We start from the raw sequence: 25,560 nt of genomic DNA, 5'->3' as shown, positions 1-25,560 counted from the left end.
CACTAACATTTGTATTACTTTTTATAAAAGTTACAGCTTTCAAAAACGTTCAATAGGTGATCGACACTATGTTTGTTGTTGCAGTGATATTTACTATCAAGAGTGAAAAAATAGAAATATTTAAAGAAAAAATAATGCAACAAGCGAAAAACTCACTCGAGCATGAAGATGGGTGCCATCAATTTGATATCTGTACTACTACAGAACAGCCCAAAGTATTTTTCTTGTACGAAGTGTACAGCACTAAAGAAAGTTTCGACGTTCATCTAAATTCACGACACTTTCAAATCTTTGATGACGAAACCGCCTCTTGGGTCGAAGATAAAAAGGTTAACACCTGGACACGCATATAACACACACATTATCGTTTTTAATGGCTCGCGCCCTAAAAACGAAATCATTATTTTAGCGACAAGATTTCAAGTAATAAATAGCTAGCATAGGAAATACAAAATGACTGATTTGCCAAAGTTTAATATAGCAGTATTGGCTGGTGACGGAATCGGACCGGAAGTAATGCAACCATGTATCGAAATACTTGATATTGTTTGCAAAAACGTTGGTGGATTCGAACTGAGCTACACCCATATTGAAGCGGGAGCGGGATACTACCAAAAAAGTGGCGAATCTATTTCACAAACAGCATTATCGCAAGCACGCCAAGCGGATGCTATTTTATTAGCCGCGATGGGACTGCCAGATGTACGCTACCAAGATGGCACTGAAATTTCGCCACAAATAGAATTACGAGAAAAACTAAATCTGTATGCCGGCGTTCGCCCTATTAAAACGATGCCGGGATTAACACCTGTACTCAGTGATAAAAGAGCAGAAGATCTCGACTTCGTTCTTATTCGTGAATCAACCGAAGGCCTTTTCGCCGCGCGCAATACAGGTGTGGTTGAACGAGACGAAGTTGCATTGGATACCATGAAAATTACTCGCGCTACCAGTGAGCGCCTTTTTGATTTCAGCTTTCGTTTAGCACAACGTCGCAAGTCTCAAGGTAAAACTGGGCGTTTAACCTGTGTTGACAAAGCTAACGTCATCAGCGGCTTTGCTTTTTTTAGAAAAATATTTGATGAGCGCGCCGTTAGCTTTCCCGATATCGCAACAGATTATTCTTACGTCGATGCCATGGGTCTTAACTTTATTAAACGCCCCTGGGAGTTTGATGTATTAGTCACGGAAAATATGTTTGGCGACATACTTTCGGATGTGGGTGCCGCTCTAATGGGGGGTATGGGCATGGCGCCATCGGCAGATATAGGTGACACACATGCAGTATTTCAACCTTGTCATGGCAGTGCTCCCGATATTGCCGGACAAGGCAAAGCGAATCCTACGGCAATGTTTCTCTCTGCTAGCATGATGTTGGATTGGCTCGGCGACCAACATAATTGCCAGGCCTGTATCGATGCTTCAAAACAGCTTACAGACGCTATCGAAAATACTTATCGCGAAGGTTGTGTTCCTTACGAACTAGGGGGCAGCAATGGCACAAAAGACATTACTAATGCCGTCATAACACAATTACAGCGCCAATAATTTCATGTTGCGACTGATCAATACTAACAAAATTTTAGGTCCTCCTAGATACGATTGACTTATGTTTTTTTCTATGTGTTAATAATTTAATGAATTCATTAAATAATACATAAAAATAATTTCTAACATCACAACATCGAATCAAATCCAATTTAGGTCTAGAGGAACCACACCATGAACAAGTGTGTTGTTTATCGGAAGTTACGTTTGCGTCTGCTCATAAGTGGAATTCTTGCCGCTCAGAGTGCTGCTTACGTGCAGGGAGCTTGGGCACAAACAATTAACGAAGAGGCACTTAGCAGCGAAGAAGAAGTTCTTGTGCTTGGTTCCCGTCGCGCAGGCCGAGATGTTATCAATTCTGCGGTGCCAGTAGATGTAATATCTGCTAGGGACATTGAGCGCACCGGTTTCACTCAAACCGTTGAGTTATTGCAATCGCTTGTGCCTTCCTTCAGTACATCTAAAAATAGTATCACCGACGCAACAGACTATGTTCGCCCTGCACAATTGCGAGGACTGGGCCCTGAACATGTTTTAGTACTAGTTAACGGCAAGCGCCGGCATATTTCATCTGTAGTTCACGACAACGAGCAAGCGCGGGGGTCTGTAAACGTCGACCTCAACAGTATTCCCCCCTCTTCTATCGCCAGTATAGAAGTATTAAGAGATGGTGCGGCAGCACAATACGGTTCCGATGCCATCGCAGGTGTGATTAATATTAATTTAAAAAAATCTACCAAGTTAGAAATGGGCGCGACTTTTGGTAGCAACTTCAGTAGCGAAGATCGTGGTTACAGAGCAGGTGAGTCACTCAATGGCAATAATACCGATGCCTCATTACTTACCAGCGGGCCAGGTGGATTCGCTTTAGACTGGACAAATAACCCTTCTAAAAAAGATCATCGAGATGGTGAGACCGCTATTTATCATATTGCCAAAGGATTCGAAGTGGGTGCAGAAGGCATCTTACATTTATCTTTACAATACTGGCACCAAGAAGGTTCAAGTCGTAATGGTGTCGATCCAAATTTTCAATATTTTGGCGTCGACCCGGACGGCAACTTAACATTTGATCGTGCGGCAATCGCCGCTACCAACGCTGATAATGACCCAAGCAATGATATTCGAATAGATCCGAGAGAAATTGGTTTTGATCGCGATGAAAATTGGTGGTTCGGTAAAAGTGAACTGACCGACGTTAGTTCATTTGTTAACTTTGACTTACCCATAGGCGACAATAAAACATTTTATACCTTCGGCGGTGTTAGCCGAAGAAAAGGCCGCGGTCCTTGTTTTTGGCGTGAACCTGCAAGTAATAATAATGTTCGCTCGATCAACCCCGATGGCTATCTACCCAATGTAAAACCGGTTATTAAAGATACTTCTTTAGCTGTTGGATTAAAAGGTAACTTCGGCGAATACAATTACGATATTAGCCAGACTTTTGGGCACAATGATTTTAATTTCAAAGGTTCTACATTAAATGTGTCCTTAGGCAATGACTCGCCTACAGAATTTGACGGTGGTGGAACTAAGTTTAGGCAACTTACCACCAATATTGATATCACCCGTAGTTTTGATATTGGTGCAGCTTCTGCATTGAACTTTGCCTTTGGTTCTGAGTATCGCAACGAGCAATATGAGATCTACGAAGGGCAACCAGAAGCCTATACCAATGGCGGTGTACCTGTTTTGGACGGGCCTAACGCCGGCGCCACCGCCACGGTTGGAACTCAATGTGTACAGTCTTTCCACCGTGTCGACAATATTAAAGAAGGCCGTAACAACGTTGCTTTTTACATCGATGCAGAAGTGGATTGGACCGAGAATTTTACTGTTGGCGCAGCTATTCGATTTGAAGATTATTCCGATTTTGGCAGCACTACCACAGGTAAGCTTTCCAGCCGCTACGCACTTACCGAGAATGCTGGGTTGCGTGCAGCAATAAGTACAGGCTTTCGAGCACCAGCACTACAACAACAGTTTTATTCTAATCGATCTTTACAATCGACACCGGCAGGTAATTTATCGCAGACAGGCACCTTCCCCGTGAATACTTCGATTGCTCAGGCATTGGGAGCACAACCTCTTGAAGCCGAAGAATCGCAAAGTATTAGCCTGGGTTATACCTATGAGCGAGATAGTTTTTCCTTAACGGTGGACGCTTACCAAGTAACCGTTGATGACCGTATTCTTTTATCTGAGCAGTTTGCAGGTACGGGCTTACCAGAGTTTCTGGACTCATTGACTACTAATCCTGACTTACAAGGCATTCAACGCTTAAATTATTTTATTAATGGTTTAGATACCACAACACAAGGGCTAGATGTGATTGCCAAGTACCAACCAGCGCTTGATATCAACGGCACTGTTGACTTGACTCTCGCGTTTAATCGTAATGATACTGAAATTGATAGAATTGCTGAAACGCCTTCACAGCTTCAACCTTTTACTGAGCAGGCAATTCTAGGCCATACGAATATTAATAATATTGAGCAAGCGGCACCTAAAACTGCATCTCATTTTACGATTGATTACCAGCAGGATTATTTTTCCGTAGTATGGCGAACATCATACTACGGCTCCATTATTGCAGCTGAACGTTTTGCCGGAGATGATCCAGTGAACGATCAAAAATACGATGGCGAGTTTATTCATAACGCCGAATTTAGCATCAGTGGCGACAATGGTTTAGTGTTCTCCTTGGGCGCAAACAATCTACTGGACACTTATCCTGATAAACGTTTTAAATCCCAATCTCGCTGGGGCATTCTGCCCTATTCTGGTTACGTTCCGTATGGCTTCACAGGCCGCTATATTTACGGAAGAATAAACTGGAGCTGGGACGGTTAATTTTTAAAATATTCTCTCCTAACCGGAGCCTTTCCTGGACTGTCACTTTTGACAGTCCATTTTTTAATATTGAGCCTACAAATATTTAGCTAAAAGAATTTGGGAAAATAAATGTGCAAAGCTCAATTCAAATGAGATGTTACAGCGATTACAAAATGCCAAAACGATTTAAAGATGTTACAACTACTAGTAAGGAGTCACAGGTGTTATGAATAACACTAAAACACATTCTGTCGATCATAGTAATGAAGTAGCACCAAAAGTGCCATTGCGCTACTGGATCGTGGTTGCTACATTTTTATTATCTGTTTTATTGTATATCGATAGAATTTGCGTCTCAGTGGCGAAAGAATCCATCGTCAGTGATTTGAGCTTAACAGATAAGGAGATGGGTTGGGTGCTATCGGCATTTGCCCTCGGATATGCACTTTTTCAAGCGCCTTCAGGCTGGCTAGCGGATAGATTCGGTCCACGAAAAATTTTAACCACTGTTGTTATTCTGTGGTCGTTATTTACCGCCTTAACCGCAGCGGCCTATAATTATATGTCGATGCTGATCGTAAGGTTTTTATTTGGCGCCGGCGAAGCTGGTGCATTTCCATCCATATCACGTGTTAACTTTTCTTGGATACCCATTGAAGAAAGAGGCCTTGTTACAGGCATTAACTTTTCAGGCTCACGCTTAGGCGCAGCTTTTGCTCTGCCAACCCTCGCCTGGCTTATCGCCGTTATCGGTTGGAAAGTCACCTTCGTAGTGCTGGGATTAATCGGTGTATTCTGGGCTTTATTATGGTTTTGGTTTTTTCGTGATGAGCCACAGTCTCATCCATTTATAAGTACCCACGAAAAACATCATATCTTGGAAAAAAGGCAAAAAAACACCACCACAACATCAAGCATAAATGTCTCCACATTATTCGGCTCAGGCAATATGTGGTTGGTGATGATGCAATATTTTTGTAGTAATTTTATTTTCTATTTCTCTCTTACTTGGCTCTACCCTCACCTCAAAGCCAAATATGCTTTAGATTCCGTTTCAGCGGGCTTATATGCTTCATTACCACTAATTATGGGCGCTTGTGGTAACTGGTTATCAGGCTGGTGGGTAGATCGTATCTATGCAAAAAACCAATGGCAACTATCGCGCCGACTGCCCGCCATGGTCGGTTTTGCTTGTGCCGCTATCGGTTTGGTATGTAGTTTATATATGGAAAATGTAATCGGTGCAGTTTTATTTTTATCACTTGCAATTTTTGGCGCAGATATGACCTTAAGTCCCTCTTGGTCATTTTGTGTAGACATTGGTAAAAATAATGCAGGCACAGTTTCAGGGACTATGAATATGGCGGGTAACGTGGGCGCTTTCGTTACATCCTTGGCCTTTCCTTATTTAAAAGATTGGTTTGGTTCAGTCACACCTTTCTTCCTTATAGGCGCTGGTTTATGTGTTATGGGAATACTATGTTGGTCCAAGATGGATGCTGAAAAACCTTTAACCTGATGTGCAAAATTATTGTTAGGAATAATAAATGAAACATCACAATATCGCTATTATAGGTGTTGGCGCGGGCTATTTTAGTCAATTTCATTACGACGCTTGGCAACGAATTCCCGAAGTCACTCTGGTGGGTACCTGTGATAACAACTTAGAACAAGCACGCGCCTGCGCCCAACAGTATGATATTCCCGCCTACACTGATGATCTCGCTAAATTTTTAAAGGAATATGTAAAAAGTCACCCTACTGTTAAAGAACAGCCTTTGATACTTGACGTTATCACACCATCTGGCACCCACCTGGACTACGTAACAATTGCCGCGCAATACGGCTTAGATGTTATCTGCCAAAAACCTTTTGGCGAGAGTATTGAACAAGCCAAGCAAATGATAGATATAGCCAAAGCGGCCAATATACAGCTGATTGTGCATGAAAATTTTCGCTTTATGCCATGGTATCGCCATATAAAAAACATCATTGGTCATGGTTTTATTGGGGAGCTACTAGAAGCACAGTACAACTTACGACCAGGTGATGGACAAGGAGATCAAGCGTATCTATCACGCCAGCCATACTTTCAAAAAATGGAGAAGTTTTTAATTCATGAAACAGGAATTCATTTTATTGATACCTTCCGCTTTTTGTTTGGCGAGGTATCCAATGTATTTGCCAAACTCCGTCGCTGTAACTCAGTTATCCAAGGAGAAGATGCTGGAATTTTAATATTTGAATTAGCCAATAACGCGCAGGCAACATTTAATGGTAATCGTCTGTTAGATCATGGCTGCACCAACCTGCGTCGAACCATGGGAGAAATGTTAATAGAAGGGACGGCAGGAAGTATTTATCTCGATGGCAACGCAGACATATGGTTGCGAGCTTTCGGTGAAGAAAAAGGCACTCAATACGATTATAAATGGAATGATAGTAATTTTGGTGGTGATTGTGTCTATGAATTCAACTCACACATTGTCAGACATTACCTTGAAGAAGGCCCACTGGAAACCAGCGCTCAGGATTACTTACGTAATCTTGTAATAGAAAATGCAGTATATCAATCGAGCAAAGAAAAAAGAGTAATAGAGGTGGCTGGTGATTGATATAGAACAGATTAAGTTTATTGGTCGAGAGTTGGATCGCCCTGAATGCGTGCTTGTAACCCAAGCTGGCAATATCTATACCTCTGATTTTCGCGGCGGAATTACACATATAACAGCCAGTGGCGAGCAATTTTTTTATGGCGGAATTACTATAGAAGGCGACGAAAAACTCAAACCCAATGGTATTGCACTATTGAAAGATGGGAGTTTTTTAGCGGCTCACCTGGGAGATAATCGAGGTGGTGTATATAGAGTAGAACGCAATAACAACATTACACCCTATCTTACATCAATAGATAATATACTCCTACCACCGACCAACTTTGTTTACCTCGATCATCAACAGCGACTATGGATTACTGTCAGCACCCGTACACGGCCTAGAGCTGATGCATATCGGGCCGATGTGCGAAACGGCTTTATTATAGTAGTAGATAAAGACGGAGCGAAAATTGTAGCCGATAATATTGGCTACACCAATGAAGTATATGTTCCTCCAAGTGGCGATGTATTATTTGTGAATGCAACTTTTAGTCGTGAACTCATAAGCTATAAAATAAGTGAAAATAATACACTACACTCTCCTAAAACGGTGTGCCACTTTGGTACCGGCATTTATCCTGATGGCCTGACGATGGATGTCGAGGGTTACTTATGGGTAAGTAGCATTGTCAGCAATCGTCTTCTGCGTATCAACCCTCATAATGGTCAACAGGATATTATTGTTGACGATAGCGATCCTGAATTTATTGATTGGGTAGAACAAGCATACCAGCACAATACTATGTCCAGGGAGCATCTTACTCAAATTAAAAGTCGCAAGCTCGCTAATATTTCTTCATTGGCTTTCGGTGGTAACGACCTATCCACAATGTATCTTGGTTGCTTATTGGGAAAAGAAGTTGCGATAGTTCCCCCTGCTACTCACTCAGGTCTTAATAACTTGGCAATACTGCCCATTGCAGGTCAAGCACCTGCGCATTGGGAATTTGATAACTAAACGACAGGTATAGCATAGTGAATAATAGAGTCTTCTGAAGAAGGATGATATTGGTCACCATAAATTTCTATATCGGGACCTAGCGTATGGCGTCTACTTGAATTTAACAGCCAGCTAGAATAGATATAATTCACCGTATTATTCATATCTTGGATGGGGCCTTTATGTGTAAACCTCGCGTATTGAGATGAGGCCAAATCAAAACTCACCATACCTTCGGGTAAACTGTCAATACGACTCACTTCAATAGCGGCATAATACTCAAGCTGATCCGTATCATCACTTATCTGATTGACAATGCCATAGCAAATACCTGGCACACAGTGAGAAATTTCATTGAGGCGTGCTAAAAACGCTTCCCACAAGACAGGCAAGGTTTGTGCAATATTATTTTTTTCAGAATCGACACTATAAAAGCGTGTTCGCAAACCCACAAGTTGCATATTCTCTTGTGTATATATGTCAGGCACCAGAGAGACATTACGATTAATGTGTGTTAGATAATCATGATTAAACTCAATTTTCTCCATAAATAAGCTTTTATCACCTAGTTGGCGATATTCACCAGGTGTTAGCCTAAAAGCTTTTTTAAACGCACGAGTATAACTTTCTTGTGATTCATAACCTGCAGCTAAAGCAATATCAATAATCTTTTGATCACTATATAACAGTTTACTTAATGAATTAGATAAGCGTCTCGAACGAATATAGGTTTTTAATGTTTCATTGGTTAGCGCTTTAAATATACGTTGAAAATGCCATTGGCTAAGACCTGATTCCTTCGCTACTTGAGCTAAATTGATGCCATATTCTAAATTAGCCTCAATATAATTGATGCCTTTTTGTACATTTTCGAGATAGCTCATAGTTTATTGATGCCTGTTCACATCGACTTTTATAGTTCTGCAGGTAATCCTGTTGTTTCAAAGAAGCCTGTCATAGTTAACAATTTCCCGTCGCTAGTATAGCTGCCATGACTAACGCCCTCACCCATCACAGTATTGCTAGCGTCTTTCATCTGCCATTTAGCAATACTTTGATTATTATGTGCGAGAAAGTAATAAGTTTCAAAATATCCGCCCGGTAGCATCTTATGGAAATCAAGCATATAGTTAAGTAGTTCGCTCCAGCCCCGTGTTTTGATTAAAGGATCTGTATACTCGCAATCTGTATGCAAGCACTGCTCAAACAGCTCGCGTTTTTGCTCTGCTGTTTCAAGCTTCCAAGAGGAGGTGTAGGTTTCCCATATGGTGTTAAAGTCGCTATTCATAATATTTGCCCTGAAGTTCTCTATTGTTGTATGGCAAATATTCTATAGCGGCGCGCTAACAATCATTTGATATTTTGTGCTTTTTGTTATTAATCCAACAACTATTTATATATGACACAAGTTAAAAGGACTTCAATACATTAGAAAATTGCTGGGAGGCATCAACTACTGCTCGCATCAAGGTCGTATATTCATTGCTCAATTTATGATGAGCAGCAGACTCTAAGTCCGCCGCTTTATCCTGGAGCTGTAATGCCGATAAATTAGCCGCAACGCCTCTTAAGCTATGGGCATGGCGATGAAGTGCCTCACTGTCTGCTTGTATAGCTGCTTGCTGTAGTTGCTCAATTCGCTCAGACTCACTTTCAAGGTACATATTAACTAATTTCTCAAGCCTGTCTTCACGGCCACGTAGCCTCTTAAGTGCACCCTCCCTATCCCATATCGTCTCAGCGTTAAGTATTGTCTCAGTACCGCCATCGATCACTTCTACACCATTTATCCACTTGTTTAAGGTGCAGACTAACTTATCGGCATCAATGGGCTTGGACAAATAATCATTCATTCCAGCATCGAGACACTTCTGCATATCACCCGACATGGCATTGGCCGTCATAGCAATAACCACTATGTGTTTATTTGATTCACCGGCCTCCCCACTGCGTATTTTTCGTGTTGCTGTAAAGCCGTCCATCTCCGGCATCTGACAATCCATAAGCACGACACTATATGCTAGAGCACTTTGCGCTTCACTAAGATACAAAAGTGCCTCTTTACCGTTGGTTACACAGCTCACGTCTAGTCCACTGTCTTCTAGAATGGCCAGCGCAACTTCTCGATTAATGAGATTATCGTCGACTAATAGAATTCGAGTATTAATGGGCCAGGTAATAGCGGTGCTGTTGTTTATGCCGCTATTTATCCCTCCGTCTATATTGTTATCAACCGCTTCTATATTTTCTACAATTTCTGGTGGATCTTGATTGACTGCGGATACACGACTTCCCGCTTCTTGTAGATTACTACCAATGAGCGCTAAACTCGCTTGTAAGTCTGCTGCCCAAATAGGTTTAGAAAAGTAACCAACAAAACCAAGATCGGTATAGCCAACATAGTCAATGGTATCAATAACAGAGTGCATTAGCACCAGGTCTGCAGATCGAAAACGGTGATCAGACTTTAGTTTTCTTGCCAGCTCTTCACTGTTTAGCTTTTCCCCTTCTATGTTCTCACTTTCTATTTCCTCACCTTTTAATTCATCACTGCCTATGTAGGGTATATGAGAGTCTATGAGAATTAGATCGAAAGCAAGCGTATTGTTTTGCTCATAGTTATTTTCACATAATGTTAGAGCTTCGCTGGCAGAGCACGCCTGTAAGGCTTGAACGCCCCAAACATTAAGTTGCTTAACTAACATTTGGCCATGGGTTTTATTACTATCGACGATTAACACATGAAGGTGGCTCACCTCGTTATCGGGCAGTGTGAAGGTAGACTTAGCAGAAACACCCACTAGAATATCGCAGGTGAAACAACTACCTAATCCACAGGTGCTATTGACAGCAACATCACCTTGCATCTTTTCACACAGTTTCTTAACAATTGCCAAGCCTAGGCCCGTGCCACCATATTCTCGTGTAGTGGATGCATCTACTTGGCTGAAAGAGTCAAACAAGGTAGTCAATTTTTCTCTCGCAATACCAATCCCGGTATCAGTAACACTAATAATAAGTTTATGATGTTCACTATCATGTTCAACTAAAGCGGCTCGTATCACTATTTCCCCATGATGGGTAAACTTAATCGCATTACTGGTTAAGTTTGTTAATATTTGGCGAATTCTATTAGGATCACCGACCACCTTAGAATGCCTGACATCCACTGCATCTAAAATAAGCTCTAACCCCTTGTTGTCTACTTCTGGTGCCATCGACTCGGCAAATTCTCCGAGCATTTTATGCAAGTCAAAGTCCAGCGCCTCAAGTTGTAGTTTGTCCGCTTCAATTTTTGAGAAATCTAAAATGTCGTTAATTAACGTAAGTAAGGAATGAGCACTGGATTGAGCGACGCTGGCACGATGAAACTGTTCCTGTGTTAATTTTGAACGCATTAATAACTTGAGCATACCAATCACAGCGTTCATTGGTGTACGAATTTCATGACTCATATTAGCAAGAAATTCGCCTTTGATCTGAGTCGCTTTCTCAGCCTGAAGCTGCATCTTGTTAGCATGTTGTTTTTGTTTTTCCAATTCTAAAAAATTGGAAGAAATTATTCTTTCCATGGGCCTAAAGATAACTAACACTTCAACCATTAATGCTAGTAGAGATGCTAACCAAATAAATAGCTCAAGCTGGGATAAAGTGCTAACTCGCTCACTCGCCTCATATTCGTACTGCGCCACAATCCTATTAAGTTTAAAAAGCAATTGCTGCACAAAAAATGTGTCGAATATTTCTAAATCCAATTCTTTAAGTTCAGAAGATTGTTTTATCTTAGAGAGTTGTAAGGCACTTTGAGTATAGAGTTTGACATTTTTATCAACATTGAAATCACTGCCAAAATAAAATACTTTTAACGCTTCTGTCATTGACAGCTTAAATTTCTCGGCCGTAAGGTATTGATGGTTCTCTTGCATCGCTTTTGCTGCTTCGAAAAGCTCTTGTATAATAACCGGATCCATACGATTATTTTCCAAGGCTTTTTGATGATACAAAGCATATAAAGAAATTTTTTGCGATAGCATTCTCTGATAGCCAGCTTTATTAATAATGGATGAATCCATTTTTTGCGTTATAAGCACCTCTTTAATAAGCCAAAATGAGGTACTTACAAGCGCGGCGATCAGGGTTAACGCTATCACATATCGAACCCTGAATACCTTTACTAGCGAGTGCAGTTTTGAATTTTCAAAGCCTGTCATATTCTATCTATATTCCATGGATTCCCCATGAAATTTCGGCGAATGTATTTAAGTTAAGCTTAGCTACTGTGGCGAGGTAATCAACGTGAATGCGATTTAGATGAGGCTTAAATTAAAATAGTTATAAACTTGGCAGGCCTTAGAATATACTATTTTTATATAGCAGAATACGCGGGCTGATCCGCTAGAGAAAAGCCACTATATATAAAGTCGTCGCTGGTAAATATTTCCTCAGTCCCCTCATAATTATTAGCTTTGGCATAAAAATCACCATGAAAACTGTAATTTTCCTTATCATCAGCGTCTATGTGAGACAATAGCATATGAGAAGATACAGTAGGCTTAGATTCAAATTCTCTAATAACCTCATTTTCAATAGTGATATTGAAAGGGTTCGACATATTTGCTCGAAGACTATTGTCTTCATCCACACCATGTATAGTGATATCAATACTTGCTGTTGTTACACCATCAGCGTTAGTAACGGTAAAGTGCTCGGTTAATGTTTCCCCTAAGTTTAATTGCTGGATCGCCGATTGAGTATTGTCCGCGAGATAATGCCAACCACCACCGTTATACATAATCAAGATACCATATTCCCCTTCAAACCCTTGAAAGATAAACTCATCTTCACCAGCATCACCACCAGTGGCGTAAAGTCTGCCTCGGACTTGTAGAGTATTCGCCGCATCTTCAAATACTTCACCTGAAGTATCACCAGAAATAAGAGGGATATCATTAGAACCATAAATAGTAATCACAATATCCTGGGTCGTCATACCATCCGCATTAGCCACGGTAAGCGTATCTGTCAGAGTTTGCCCAAGGGTTAACGCTTGAATTGCCGTTTGTGCATTATCGGCTTCATATATCCACTCGCCCTCTTGGTTAATCTCAAGCTCGCCATAGATGCCCGTGAGGATAACAGGCGTAAATTGATCTTCACCGGCATCACCGCCATTGGCATTCAGAGCACCGGTGCTTATAAGAGTCACTGCGTCATCTTCGGTGATCGCGCCCGATATGTCGCCAGTGATGATGGGGATATCATCATTACCGTTGATAGAAATCGTAATATCTTCGGTAGTGACGCCGTCGCCACTGATGAGCGTAAATGTTTCTGTTAGCACATGCCCTGGTGCTAACGCTTGAATTGCCGCTTGCGAATTCGCAGCCTGGTATTGCCATTGGCCTTGAGCACTGATGGTTAAAGTACCATAAATACCATTTAGTGTTTCGGCATTAAATTGATTCTCCCCTAAGTCGCCGCCGGTAATATCGAGGCTACCCATAGTCATTAATGTTGTGGCAGTATCTTCTATAACGATACCCAATACATCTCCTGTAATTATAGGTACATCATCATTACCATTAATGGTGATACTGATATCTTGTGTCGTCACGCCATCGGCATTGGTCACACTAAAGGTTTCTACTAGGCTTTGGCCAGGTGCTAAATCTTGAATGACAACGAGGTTATTATCCGCTGTATATGTCCACTCACCTGCCGTATTAATAGAAAACTCACCATAAGCGCCTCTATTGGTATCAGAAATAAATTCACCTTCACCCGCATCACCACCAAGCGAAATTAAGTTACCAGAGGTGATCAAGGTTGGCCCATCATCTTCCATCACCAAAGCCGATGTATCCCCGGTAATAACAGGAATATTATTATTACCATTAATCGTGATTGTAATTGCTTGCGTGGTCACCCCATCCATATTGGTGACGGTAAATATTTCAGTTAACGTTTGGCCATCACTTAAGGCTTGAATAGCTGCCTGGGAGTTAGCAGCACCATATATCCATTCTCCGCTGCCGTAAATGGAGAGCTGACCGTAGTTTCCTACGAGCGTCGTTGCGATAAATTGGTCTTCTCCTAAATCGCCATCCAACGCATATAACTGGCCACCGACACTTAAAATTGCGGCATCATCTTCTGTGACTGAACCTGCAATAGTACCTGCAATAACAGGCACATCATTACGGCCTTCAATGGTGATACTAATGTCCTCGGTGGTAACCCCATCACTATTAGTCACGGTAAAAAGATCGATCAGCACTGCATTTTCAGGAAGCTGCTGAATAGCGGTTTGTAGACTGTCCGCTCGATAATGCCACTGGCCATCCACATCAATAGACAGTTGACCGTAACTACCATTGTAAGTGGCAGCCACAAATTGATCTTCTCCTACATCACCACCAAGAGCATTCAAGTCTCCGCGCGAACTTAAGATTGAGGCATCATCTTCCCTTATCGAACCTGCAACACTGCCAACAATAACAGGCACATTATCACGGCCTTCAATGGTGATACTAATGTCCTCGGTGGTAACACCATCACTATTAGTCACAGTAAAACGATCGATCAGCACTGCATTTTCAGGAAGCTGCTGGATAGCTGTTTGTGAACTATCGGCGCTATAATGCCACTGGCCATTTACATTAATAGAAAATTCACCGTACTCTCCTATCAAAGAGGTGGCTATAAATTGCTCCTCTCCTCGGTCACCACCTTGCGCCGTTAGTTCGCCACTGGTAAGCAATAACCTCGATACCCCATCATGCAAACGGGCACTGATATTTCCGGAAATAATGGGGGTATCGTCTCGGCCATTAATAGTTATTAAAATAGACTGTTCGGTGACACCATCGGTATTAGTGACGGTAAAAGTTTCAGATAAAATATCTCCAGGCAATAATGTTTGCAGATCTTCCTGATTATTATCGGCACGATAAAGCCATGTGCCATCCGCCGCGATACTTAAAACACCATAATGTCCATTTATGTTTTGAGCAATAAACTCTTGTTCTCCTGCATCGCCACCGCGAATAATAAGTTGACCTTGTGCTTGTAAAACAGCAGCCATATCTTCTTGCAAAGACGCACTATCATCACCCTCGATAAAAGGCACATCATCTTCCCCAGTAATAATAACAGTCACTTGCCCTTGTCGGCTACTTGCATTAACTTCACCGGAATCATCAAGCACACGATATGAAAAGCGCATAATCTCTTCTTGTCCATCATTCAGCATCTGATAGGCAAAGTCAAAACGAAAGTTAAAAATACCGCTGAAATCACTATTAAATATTCCCACCGTAGGTAAATTTGAAAATATAAATTCGTGGTTATCAGAGATATCACTATCCTCAACGCTGAGTTGAGCATTGATAAACCCGCTATCTTCTGATACATAAAAAATTAAGTCATCAATACTCGGCTGCCTATTAGCGAAAACGCGGTCGATATTATCAAATAAAGGTGGGGTATTTTCTGGCGGAGCAAAGGTAGTTTGTTGAAATAGTTTTGTATTATGGGTATTTTGATTGTTCATCACCAAAGATGAAAACACATCTACCGATACTGGCGGGATATAATACTGAGATGAATTAACATTAATGTCTACTACGAGGTTTTGAGTAAGTAAAGTTGTAGTGTCTATATTATCCGTTATAATTTCTTGACTATGTATTATTTCGCCAGTATCTACTGAATTTTCACTTATTAGCTGAACGCTATTTTCTATCAGCCTCTTAGCTGAAGCATCATGATTATTAACGTAATGCGTTGTGTGGTTATGGGACATTTGCACCGCTGCAACTGCGGCGACATTAATAGCATATGCCTCATTAGCCGCTGCAATGCTAGCAGTTATCGATTGTCCCTGTGCCAAAGAGGATAGCAAAGAACTATAAAATGCCTGCAAGGATTCGTTGATATATGCCGCCGATTGCGAGGATTCTAACGGCGTTTGAAATAAAGTCGTAGATGGAACCACATCTGTATCATCTAAAGTATACAGTACAGGCGCGACACCATCGCCTGAAGCTAGCGCTGAAGCTAAGAATATTGTTCGATCTGTTGTAACCTGTACATCAGGCTCAGCTAGTATCGCCGCGCGAGTATTACTAATGGACGTCTCTAATGCAGCTCCCGCTGCCAAATTCTTTAGTAACAATTGAGGAGCAGACTTGCTCGTCCCCGCAGAATTCGATTGCAGAGAATCTCCCGCAGAAAGTGTATCATCTAGTGCGTTTTGTACAGCTATATCCAGCTCTTTTCCCGAAGCCAATGTACTTAACAAAGACTTATCCCCTATACCAAGCTGTATTTTGTCTGAAATTTTCGCAAGCTCAATTGTTTGCTTCTGTACCTCTTTAAGACTTGTTTCCAGCTCATGCCCCTTGGCTAAAATCGTAATTAATTGTTTTTCGTCAACAGCATCTAAAGAAATATCAGAAGACGAAGAAAGTACTTGTAAAATATCGGTAACCGACACTTCTGTACTTTTATTTTCCTTTTCATTTGTCTCTTCATTTATTCCTTCATATACCCTATTTTCATCTTCATTACTTCCTTCGTCTCCGCTTTTATTTTTACTGTTTTTGCTGCTTTGCCTAATACTGTCGCCAATAATTTTACCAGCCAAAACGTCAGTTTCTGTTTGGATATTATTTAACATATCTTCTAACGTTACTGCGTTTACTTCAGCATTCGACATAGCCTGCAATAAAATACTTTGTAATTTTCCGTCAATATTTAGATCAGCAAGAGAGTCGGTAAGATTTCGGCCTGAAGATAAGGCATGGAGTAATGTTTGATAGATACTCCCAGATTGAAAGCTACGGTCGAGAGAAGTGCTATTGTAGGCCTCATTTATTTGTTGAGTAGCGGTTAATGCATCAGTCAGTGCACTATCGATCGACTGTCCATTACCAAGAGATGTTATTAACTCATCGCTTAATGTCGACGAACCTTGGTTAAGGTATTGAGGGGTATGATTGGCTAATTTAGCCTCTATAGATGAATTAAAACCACCGAACAGATGCGAAATACTTTCGCCATTAGCCAGCGCCGTAAGCATATATTCTTTTGCACTTATACTAGTATCGGCCAGGATACTGTCGGATGCTGTCTGATACTGTGAAACAGCCATAGAAAAGGCTTCTTCAAAGTTGTTCGTATCCGCTAACAAATTAAAAATTTGCTGCTGTATCTCCTCTATAGAAAAGTGCTGTTCGTTGGGTAATATATGAGAAAAAAAATCATCCTCTAACTTATCAATATTTCTTCCTGACGCTAAGGCTTGCAAAATATTTTCGCTACTATTTTCTTCATTTTTTTCAACTTTTTTAATTTCTTTACCATTGACTCCTATACCACCTTCCCCTACTACATCATGGTCGGATAATAATGTTAGCAGTTGCTTGGTATTTGTTAGTAATTCAGAAGCCGGCTCACCCTGCGCTATATGTTCAAACAGTCTTTCGAGTAGTTGGCTACAAGCTTCTGGGGTTTTGTTAAGGGTGGCACAAGTGGCATTTAATTCGGAAGAAGTAAAATCACCAGAGGCGAGGTAACGGATAATACTCGCCACATTATTTTCTGTTAAACTCGCCATATTTCTACCTCTTCATACACAATTAAAAATTTAAAATAGACACACTACCAATGCATTTGGAGAGAATATACATCAATACGAGGTGTGCTATGAATACGCCCCTGCACACGCTACATCGAACTACCGTCAAGCGATATCAAGATCCTACCTTCCATGGTTTGATGGTGATATGTACTCTTCATTCCTGTACCGTTAGTATCTGTGTAGTGATTGTTTATTTAATGAATATGCCTTGAGTATATTAATAAGCATTAGCGTTCACGCATTGCCAAGTGAAATGGCCTAATAAAAGGTTGTAGAATATAGTCCATGATAGTTCTTTCACCAATCAAAATTTGACATTGAACCAGCAATCCGGGAACCCATCTAAATGCCTCACCGCTATTATTAACAAAATATGATTGAGGAGCGCGAATACGTACCCGAAAATATGCTTTACCTTCTTCTGTGACTAAAGTATCGGGACTTAATTGTTCCACAATACCGTCAACGGCTTTAAACCTTAAGCCTTCAGCAGAGGCGAGCCTTAATAAAACCTTCTGTTGTGGAAATACATAACCAACATCTGCGATGGCGAGCCTCGCTTCAACCACTAGCTCATCATTCAAAGGAACGATATCAGCAATAACAGCACCTGCGCTAATAACACCACCTAAAGTGCTAACATAGAGAGATTTAATAACACCTGTTACCGGCGCGGTTACTGTAGTCCGTTGTAGGCTGTCGGTGTTTTTTAAAAGGCGTTGTTCCAGTACATGCAATGTTTCCTGCGTTTCTTGTAGAGCTTCGCGAACCCCCAATAAAAACACGTCGCTGAGTAAGGCTAAACGCTTCTTTGATTCTTCTGCCATTGCTTCGGTGCGTTTTAAGGCTGCCTTATCTTCAGCGATTTCACCTTTTATTTCTGCTAAACGGCGCAATAAGTCAATGTGACTCATACGGTTTGACAGACTCTCTTGAAGTAGATGGTCACTAATATTAACTTGTTCTTGAATAAGCGTAATACTCGCGATATTTTTAGACAAGCGAGCAGCTATTTCCTCATTGTGAAAGAGATGTTGTGCAACAAGTTGCTGTTGAACAGCCTGCTGCCGCTGTAGTTGTTTACGTCGAGAGTAGAAGATATTTTGTTCCTGTTGTAGCCGAGTAGCAGGAAAATTCTCTATTAATAAAGACTGGCGTGGACTACCCTTATTATCCGTATGAATAAGCTTGTGATAGTGCTCAATAAAATCGAAGGTTTCATATTGTTCGAGCTCCGCCAAAAGGCGAGTTTCCTTAATATACAATGAGTAAAGCCTTTGTTCTAACTCAGCAACATCAGCATTTTGAATAGTGGGGTCTAAACGCAGCAATACTTGGCCTTGCTTAACAAAGTCTCCTTCTTTAACATCTATACTACGAATAATACCCCCTTCCCTGTGTTGCACCAACTTAACGTCGCTCGCCGGCACAATTTCGCCATCAGCTAAGGCAACAATAGACAAGGATCGAAAAGATGCCCAAAGATAAAAAATAATCACCGTTAAAATAAATAACATAAGTAAAGTGCGAGAAGCACAAGAGAAATAACCAATACCTTGATCAATAAGTCGATGTATAAATATTTTTTTCTCAATGATAGAGTTCTTACAGAGAATACTCATAACTCAACAACCTATTACATGTTAATTTTACTATTATCCGTTGCTCTAGCGCAGGTTTTTATAAAACCTAGGTGAGGGCTTTGTATTGAGATCAAGAATATAGTGTGCAGCATTCACTAGTTTCGGCTCTTGGGACATAACAATCACCGTTTTTCTTTGTTTTGAGAGATCTAATAATAATTGCACAATATTATTTTTTGCAATGTCATCTAAACCTTCCGCAGGGTCATCGGCAATCACCAAATTGCCATGTGTCACTAAACCACGAGCAACCGCAAGGCGCTTACGATAGCCCAAAGAAATCGACATTCCGTTATTATTTATTAAAGTTTCTAAACCTTCTGAAGTCTGGTCAATAAAATTATCCAAACCTACCGCATTAATAACGTGGCTTACTGTACTTGCCTGTTGTCGATGAACATCGTCAGCAATAATATTATTATATAATGTATCATTAAAAAAACTGGGTTCTTGGGGAAGATAAATAAGCTGGCGTCGCCACCACGGTAGTGCCAACTGTTGTAAATCAACACCATCGACTAAAACTTGTCCTCGTTGAGGCTCTAACAAACCTGTAATAAGGCGTGTTAGTGTGGTTTTGCCCGTTCCATCGTCACCGATAACGCACAACATTGCCCCACTCGGAAGCGCAAAATTCAATGATTCAAATAGTGGTACGGTTACATTTTTTACCTCATTAATATTATTAGGTAAACACTGAGTGGCATAACCAAAAGACAGGTTTTTAAATGCAATGCGACCTGAATACTTACCTATTCGTATGCCTGATGTGTTCTCTTTACTTAACTGTGAAAATTGTTTTAAGCCCTTTAACGCTTGATTTGCATGAACAAAGGCAATACTTAAGTGACTCACCCTGGTGATAGGCCCTAATGATCGGTTAGCGAGGATATTGGCACCTATCAAGTTGCCCACACTTAGAGTATCTTGTAATACTAAAAAAGCCCCCACTGCATAAACGGCTACCGTTAACAAAGCCTGCAAACTTTGTGTACTTGACTGTAAAACACCATGGCTTTGTACCATAGCATCTTTTTTAGTCAATATGTTGTCGACAACAGCACACCAATCAGCCATTAATTTTTGCTGATAAGAAAAAAGCCTTAGAGTTTCAACATTAACAATACTATCATTTAAGACACCCTGCCCCTTTTGATTTTCTTGAGATACCTGGTGAATAAGAGTGGAATCTCGATAGCGATGAACAATAGAGATAGCACAAGTGAATATAAGAAATAAAAGGGTTACTCCGCCCAAAACCGGCGATATAAAAAATAGTGTTAACACAAATAAAAAAGCAAAAGGAATGTCAAAACACATCGCAAGATTAATAGGGGTATAAGCACGCTCCACACAATCCAGCCAATACATAAGCTGTTTACCAATGGTATTCTCATTGCCGTATAATGTATCAACTTTCGTAGTAAGTAAGTTTTCGAAAGTTGCAAGCATCAGTTGCTTATTTCGCTCGACGGTAAGATTTTTTGCCAAACGTAAGCGTACAAGTCGAAAACCAAACTCTAACGCGACAGCGGCGAGCACACCGAGAGTTAAAGTAACTAGGGTATCATGTACGCCATAGCTAAGATAACGGTTAAGCACTTGTATTACATATAATGACGAAGCAAGGCCAAGTAAATTAATAAAGAATGAAGATAATAGAAGCTCACTAAAAACCAGAGGGTTGTGCTTAAATCTAAAGAGTAGCTCGTGCATAGATGTGTTATCGGTTCAATTTTATTCGGACTTATACAGATGGTTATTTTTCAGTCTTCAGCGTTAGTTGGCCAATAATCTCCAACAGTGCGATGGTAGCGATTAAATTATCAGCCTGTGCAGATACACTATCGCTACGGGCGTTGACGAGAGCTGTTTCCGAGCCAAGTAAATCTATTAAAGAACGTTGCCCTAGCTTCCTTTCTTTTCTAGCTAACTCTAAAAATGCCAAGGAAATTTCCGCTTGCTGGTTAAGGAAACTGACTTGTTGTTGTGATGTTTGTAAATCTTGCCAGCGATCACGCACTTGCTTTTCAATACTGCGTCGCTGAGTGCGCAAATCGAAGTTCTGACGGTTCACTTCCAAGGTTTGAACTCGGAGACGGTTAACACCTGCCAGGCCAAGGTTAATGGGCATACTGATTTCTACTTGTGAAGTCAGCTCATTATTAATACCAAGGTTACCGCGCAAGTTTTCATCAAAAGTACGTTCAAAAGTCAATTTAATTTGTGGATATAAGGTTTTTGCTTTTATCGAGCGTCGAGTTTGTCGAGCAATGTCACCTTCTAATACAGCCCTTCTAAGCACGGTATTATTGTTATTTGCCAGTTTTGTTGCTTGCTTAATATTCTGCGGCAATGGTGCCAAGCGCAATGCTTTTGACGAAATGACAATGATATCTGTTATCGAAATATTACTTAACTTTTGCCATTCCTCCTGCGCTAACATATGAGCTGTTTCAGGGGTATCGCCCACAACACCAAACACTTGCCAAAAGCTATTCTCAGCACGCCTAAGCGCGCCCTCGCTCTGAATACGGCGAGATATAGCACCGGCAAGCTGTGCTTTCGATTGTAGAACGTCGCTAGAATAACCAGAACCTCGTGCCACCCGAATTTGCTCCAAACCCGTTTGCCGACGTATATTATCTTCTGAAGCGCTAGCATACTTTAAAATTTCCTTGGCGCGTATAAGGTTGATATATACAGAAACAGCTTCTAATAGTAAAGTTTGCCTGGTCTGCTGTAAGTTAAGCCGGTTAATTTCCAACTGTAAATAAGCTTTTCTTAATTCAGCATTACTAGCACCAAAATCCCAGAGCAATTGTGAAATGCGCCCTCGCCCTTGTTTAAATCCTATTTTGCTGCCGCTGTTATAATTATTGTGGTGGCCTTTAGCAACACTAATATCTAGTTCTGGATACCACACACTTCTGGCAATTTTTAATTGCTGATAAGCAATAGATAGCTGAGCTTTGGCACCCAAAACCCTTTCATTTTTTTCTAAAAGGGCATGGAGTAAAGCGTTAAATTTAGCTTCATCTCTTACACCATCGCTAGCTACAGTCAAGTGATGAAATAAACAGAAAACTATAGTAATGGCTGCGGCCGACCTTTTTATTAGAGCCATCCCCCCTCCCTATTAAGCTGGTGACTAAATATATCACCCTGATATATTTAACCATCGTCCCTTAATATACAAAGTCGTTGTGCGAAACGACTTGATTTTAAGGGGCCCGCACGTGTCTATCGACACGCGGTGGCGCATCCATGCACCGTTATTAACAATGCGTAAGTATCTAAAATTACATTTATATCTACATTATAAATTTAATGAAAAAGGAATTTCCTTAACATGAAAGTGACGCTGTATGCTGGCAAACAACTCTTCTTTAACAGTGTTCTTAGGATCAAATTCTCGCAAAAAGAATACGACCTCATATTCGGCTAGCCAAGTAGATCGATAAAGAGAGGAGCCAATAAAACTATGATGTGGCGGTTGCACATCCGATATCCCTTGCACACTATCCAATGCTGTTTGCATTACCTCTGCGACTACTTCAGCAGAATACTCTATTGGTACTTTCAAAGTAAAATTAGTGCGGCTACTATCTCGAGACAAGTTGACGATAATAGAATCAGATAACAAACCATTAGGAATACTAATGAGATTATTATCGATATCTTTAACTCTCACGGTTCGCCAAGTAATATCCATAACCGAGACAACACCTAAGTCGCGAACGTTTAAATATTCTCCGATTACAAAAGGTTTGGCTAAATTGATAACAATACCAGAGAAAACATTAGAAATATTACTTTGGATAGCCAAACCAACAATCATAGCAAACAGTCCGCCAGTGGCTAAGAAACTGGTTAGCGGCTGTTTTAATATAAATGCTACAACACCAAAAAATGCCAGCAGGTAAATAACAAAAAATGAAGACAGGCGAATGATATTAGGAATTTTCTTACCACTCTTATTTTCTAATACCTGCCAACAAAAGCGCTCACAGAAAATAACCAAGAGCGTTGCCATCAACAACCACCATAATACATCATAAGAAACCACTAAGTGATCAATGGTTTTAATTGGTATAGCGTAACGAATAGCGAGATCTATCACGATATTACCACCGGCAAGCAATAATAATGGCCAAAAAACCAAACGCAGAAACCATGAGGAAACGGACCAAAACCTACCACGCCAATGTTTATCTACCCAACGAGCAGCGAAGCTACCAACTAGCCCAAAAATACCTATAAAATATAAAAATTGTAATGGCACCAAATGGTATATTTTAAAACGGTTCTCATGGATAACAACGCCATAGTCAATACGAGAAAACTCAGGCTCAACCGTTCCATGTCCTGTATAAAGTGGCCGCCCCAAAAGAGACGCGTGAATAATATCTTGGCCGATCCAAGCACGCTCAATACGGTGATTGTGAATTTGTTCCAGAGAATAAATCCTCTTAAGTTGGCCTTTTAAGTTACTTTGTTCATTAAAACCAAAACCAATTTCATCCACGACATACATCGCGTTATTTTTATTGAGTTTCTTATGATGAAAGCTAAGCCCTAATAGATGGCTACCGTAGAGGCGTTTAATATCAAGAAAATTTAAGTAAAACTTCCCCTCTACACGATAAAGACGATAATTGTTACCCTCTTCTACAATAGGGTCTTTCAGGACAAGCGGGTCAACCGCATTTAAAAAAGTGATATCTTGTGGCTGAAAGCTGCCGTTATAGCGAAACCAGATATAAAAATCTAATAATGCTGTACTTTGTTGCCAATCAATATCCACTACATCAAGTAAATCAATGCCGGTATATATAACATTTGTTTTATACATAAAGCGATTATTGACATAAAGCATTTTGCCGCTCTTAATCTCATTAAGATAATCTACCTCAACGCCAGGTTTGAGCGGTTCAAGTTGTGTTGGTGCAGCAATCAATTGTTCGCCATTGTATTCGCCCATTTTAACTGGGCGTAACGCTTGGCTTTGATCGTTAAACATATTTAAACCAAGGACTCCATCAACTTCTAAATTGCCTTTTCTAGCATCACTAAAAAGTTTATTAATGGACGATCGCATTGTATCAAAAAAGCTATTTTTTCCTTCAGATAGGACATGCTGAGCTACACCTGTATTATCTACAGTACTATTTTCTAAAAATTTAGTATAGCGCTTATTATTCTTCAACAATGCGGTGCCCAATATTTTTGCAGACTCATAGGCATAAATAGCCAACCAATCGGGCTTTGACTGATATCGCTTTATATAGCGATCCCGAAAATCTTGCGCGGCCTCACCCTCAGTATCAAAAAGCAAGGGTGTGGAAAGCAAAATATTATGGGTATAATCAGCAAGTTGTTTTGTGCGTATCGTATTTTTATGGCTATGTTTGCTACCCCCTATATAAGAGGCAGAAGAGGATTTATTATCGATCATTACACGTAAAGACTCAGAAAAACCGCGGGTAGCCAAGGTATCGAGCCCAACAATGTCATTAGTTATACCTGCATTGCGAGCATAGAAAATAAACTGCGCACAAAATGTAGCATCGCCTGCGATAAAAATTGTACCAAGATCACGACGTACCTTAAAGGCCGCCACTGTTTCGATAATAGATTGATTAATATTAAGCTTGGATAGCTCACGACTTAAATGTATTTTAGTACCAAAACGTTTATATACCTTAGTAAACTCATCAGCAGCTAATAATCCATCAGGTGAATCTTCATGGATGATAGTGACAAGCTTTTTGCCAATAACATTGCGTACATAATTTGCTACAAACTTCGCCTGCTCTTGAAAAGAAAACATCATTTCCAGCTTTTTATAGCCCACACCTTCCTGTTTAAAGGGATAAATATTAATAACAGGTATATCGCTAGCGGTTATGTCACCGATAATAGCTAATAAAGACTTTTTAGCTTTCTTATTCCCATATTCCGTATTGTTAGGGTTATTATCCTCACTCGTCACAACGGGTATCGCTTTTAATGTATAACCTTGCAAAGCTCGGGAGCGTTTAAGTTCTTCAAAGTACAAATTCGCGCCTTGTAATAAAGAAATAGGTACAACATCTGTTTGATCACCTCGACCGCTAACCCCTACATATAACATTTTATCATTGGAATCGTTGAACCATGTTAGTCTTAAGAAAGACGAGACTAGCGTCCCTGAAATAAAAATACAGATTAATACGACCAATAGATTATTTCTTTTTTTCATTCACATCCCTTATTGCAAATACGTATTGTTAAGTATAAGGATCAGTGTAA

Annotated in this window: 14 protein-coding genes; 6 read left to right on the top strand and 8 right to left on the bottom strand. The window is 40.5% G+C overall.

Going from position 1 to position 25,560, the window contains the following annotated elements; translation table 11 throughout:
• Window positions 1-68 precede the first annotated feature (68 nt).
• The 6 genes from BVC89_RS13720 to BVC89_RS13695 all read left to right on the top strand — a co-directional run bounded on the left by BVC89_RS13720 (window position 69) and on the right by BVC89_RS13695 (window position 7,998).
• Complete coding sequence (locus tag BVC89_RS13720; RefSeq protein ID WP_086931730.1) at window positions 69-353, top strand: putative quinol monooxygenase; 285 nt, start codon at window positions 69-71, stop codon at window positions 351-353.
• Window positions 354-453: 100 nt separating this feature from the next.
• Window positions 454-1,548 (top strand): isocitrate/isopropylmalate dehydrogenase family protein, encoded by a 1,095-nt coding sequence (locus BVC89_RS13715; RefSeq protein WP_086931729.1) that lies wholly within the window; start codon window positions 454-456, stop codon window positions 1,546-1,548.
• Between the two features lie 174 nt (window positions 1,549-1,722).
• Complete coding sequence (locus BVC89_RS13710; protein WP_086931728.1) at window positions 1,723-4,401, top strand: TonB-dependent receptor plug domain-containing protein; 2,679 nt, start codon at window positions 1,723-1,725, stop codon at window positions 4,399-4,401.
• Between the two features lie 208 nt (window positions 4,402-4,609).
• Window positions 4,610-5,902 carry an MFS transporter gene (locus BVC89_RS13705; RefSeq protein WP_086931727.1) on the top strand — a complete coding sequence of 431 codons (1,293 nt, stop codon included), beginning with the start codon at window positions 4,610-4,612 and terminating at the stop codon, window positions 5,900-5,902.
• 28 nt (window positions 5,903-5,930) lie between these two features.
• Window positions 5,931-6,998, top strand: a complete 1,068-nt coding sequence (locus BVC89_RS13700; protein ID WP_086931726.1) for a Gfo/Idh/MocA family protein — start codon at window positions 5,931-5,933, stop codon at window positions 6,996-6,998.
• Window positions 6,991-7,998 carry an SMP-30/gluconolactonase/LRE family protein gene (locus BVC89_RS13695; RefSeq protein ID WP_216825139.1) on the top strand — a complete coding sequence of 336 codons (1,008 nt, stop codon included), beginning with the start codon at window positions 6,991-6,993 and terminating at the stop codon, window positions 7,996-7,998. The genes BVC89_RS13700 and BVC89_RS13695 overlap by 8 nt, the downstream gene beginning before the upstream one ends.
• Here the strand turns inward: BVC89_RS13695 and BVC89_RS13690 are convergent.
• From BVC89_RS13690 to BVC89_RS13655, 8 genes are all read right to left on the bottom strand, one after another.
• On the bottom strand, window positions 7,995-8,864 hold the full coding sequence (locus BVC89_RS13690) for an AraC family transcriptional regulator (protein ID WP_086931724.1): 870 nt from the start codon (window positions 8,862-8,864) through the stop codon (window positions 7,995-7,997). The two genes, BVC89_RS13695 and BVC89_RS13690, sit on opposite strands and share 4 nt — an antisense overlap.
• Before the next feature lie 29 nt (window positions 8,865-8,893).
• Window positions 8,894-9,268, bottom strand: a complete 375-nt coding sequence (locus tag BVC89_RS13685; protein WP_086931723.1) for a hypothetical protein — start codon at window positions 9,266-9,268, stop codon at window positions 8,894-8,896.
• A gap of 121 nt (window positions 9,269-9,389) precedes the next feature.
• Window positions 9,390-12,131 carry a response regulator gene (locus tag BVC89_RS13680; RefSeq protein WP_158657932.1) on the bottom strand — a complete coding sequence of 914 codons (2,742 nt, stop codon included), beginning with the start codon at window positions 12,129-12,131 and terminating at the stop codon, window positions 9,390-9,392.
• Between the two features lie 215 nt (window positions 12,132-12,346).
• Entirely contained in the window at window positions 12,347-17,599 is a 5,253-nt protein-coding gene (locus tag BVC89_RS13675) for a VCBS domain-containing protein (protein WP_086931721.1), read from the bottom strand.
• 251 nt (window positions 17,600-17,850) lie between these two features.
• A complete protein-coding gene (locus BVC89_RS13670) occupies window positions 17,851-19,245 on the bottom strand; it encodes an HlyD family type I secretion periplasmic adaptor subunit (RefSeq protein ID WP_086931720.1) in 1,395 nt (464 codons plus the stop codon).
• 45 nt (window positions 19,246-19,290) lie between these two features.
• Window positions 19,291-20,982, bottom strand: coding sequence for an ATP-binding cassette domain-containing protein (locus tag BVC89_RS13665; RefSeq protein ID WP_086931719.1), 1,692 nt, complete (start codon window positions 20,980-20,982; stop codon window positions 19,291-19,293).
• 43 nt (window positions 20,983-21,025) lie between these two features.
• On the bottom strand, window positions 21,026-22,393 hold the full coding sequence (locus BVC89_RS13660; protein WP_086931718.1) for a TolC family protein: 1,368 nt from the start codon (window positions 22,391-22,393) through the stop codon (window positions 21,026-21,028).
• 192 nt (window positions 22,394-22,585) lie between these two features.
• Window positions 22,586-25,510 (bottom strand): mechanosensitive ion channel domain-containing protein, encoded by a 2,925-nt coding sequence (locus BVC89_RS13655; protein ID WP_086931717.1) that lies wholly within the window; start codon window positions 25,508-25,510, stop codon window positions 22,586-22,588.
• Window positions 25,511-25,560 lie beyond the last annotated feature (50 nt).

The sequence above is a fragment of the Agarilytica rhodophyticola genome (assembly GCF_002157225.2).
GTDB lineage: Bacteria > Pseudomonadota > Gammaproteobacteria > Pseudomonadales > Cellvibrionaceae > Agarilytica > Agarilytica rhodophyticola.
Note: the sequence above shows the minus strand (reverse complement) of the source record. Positions and strands in the feature narration are given on the sequence as shown.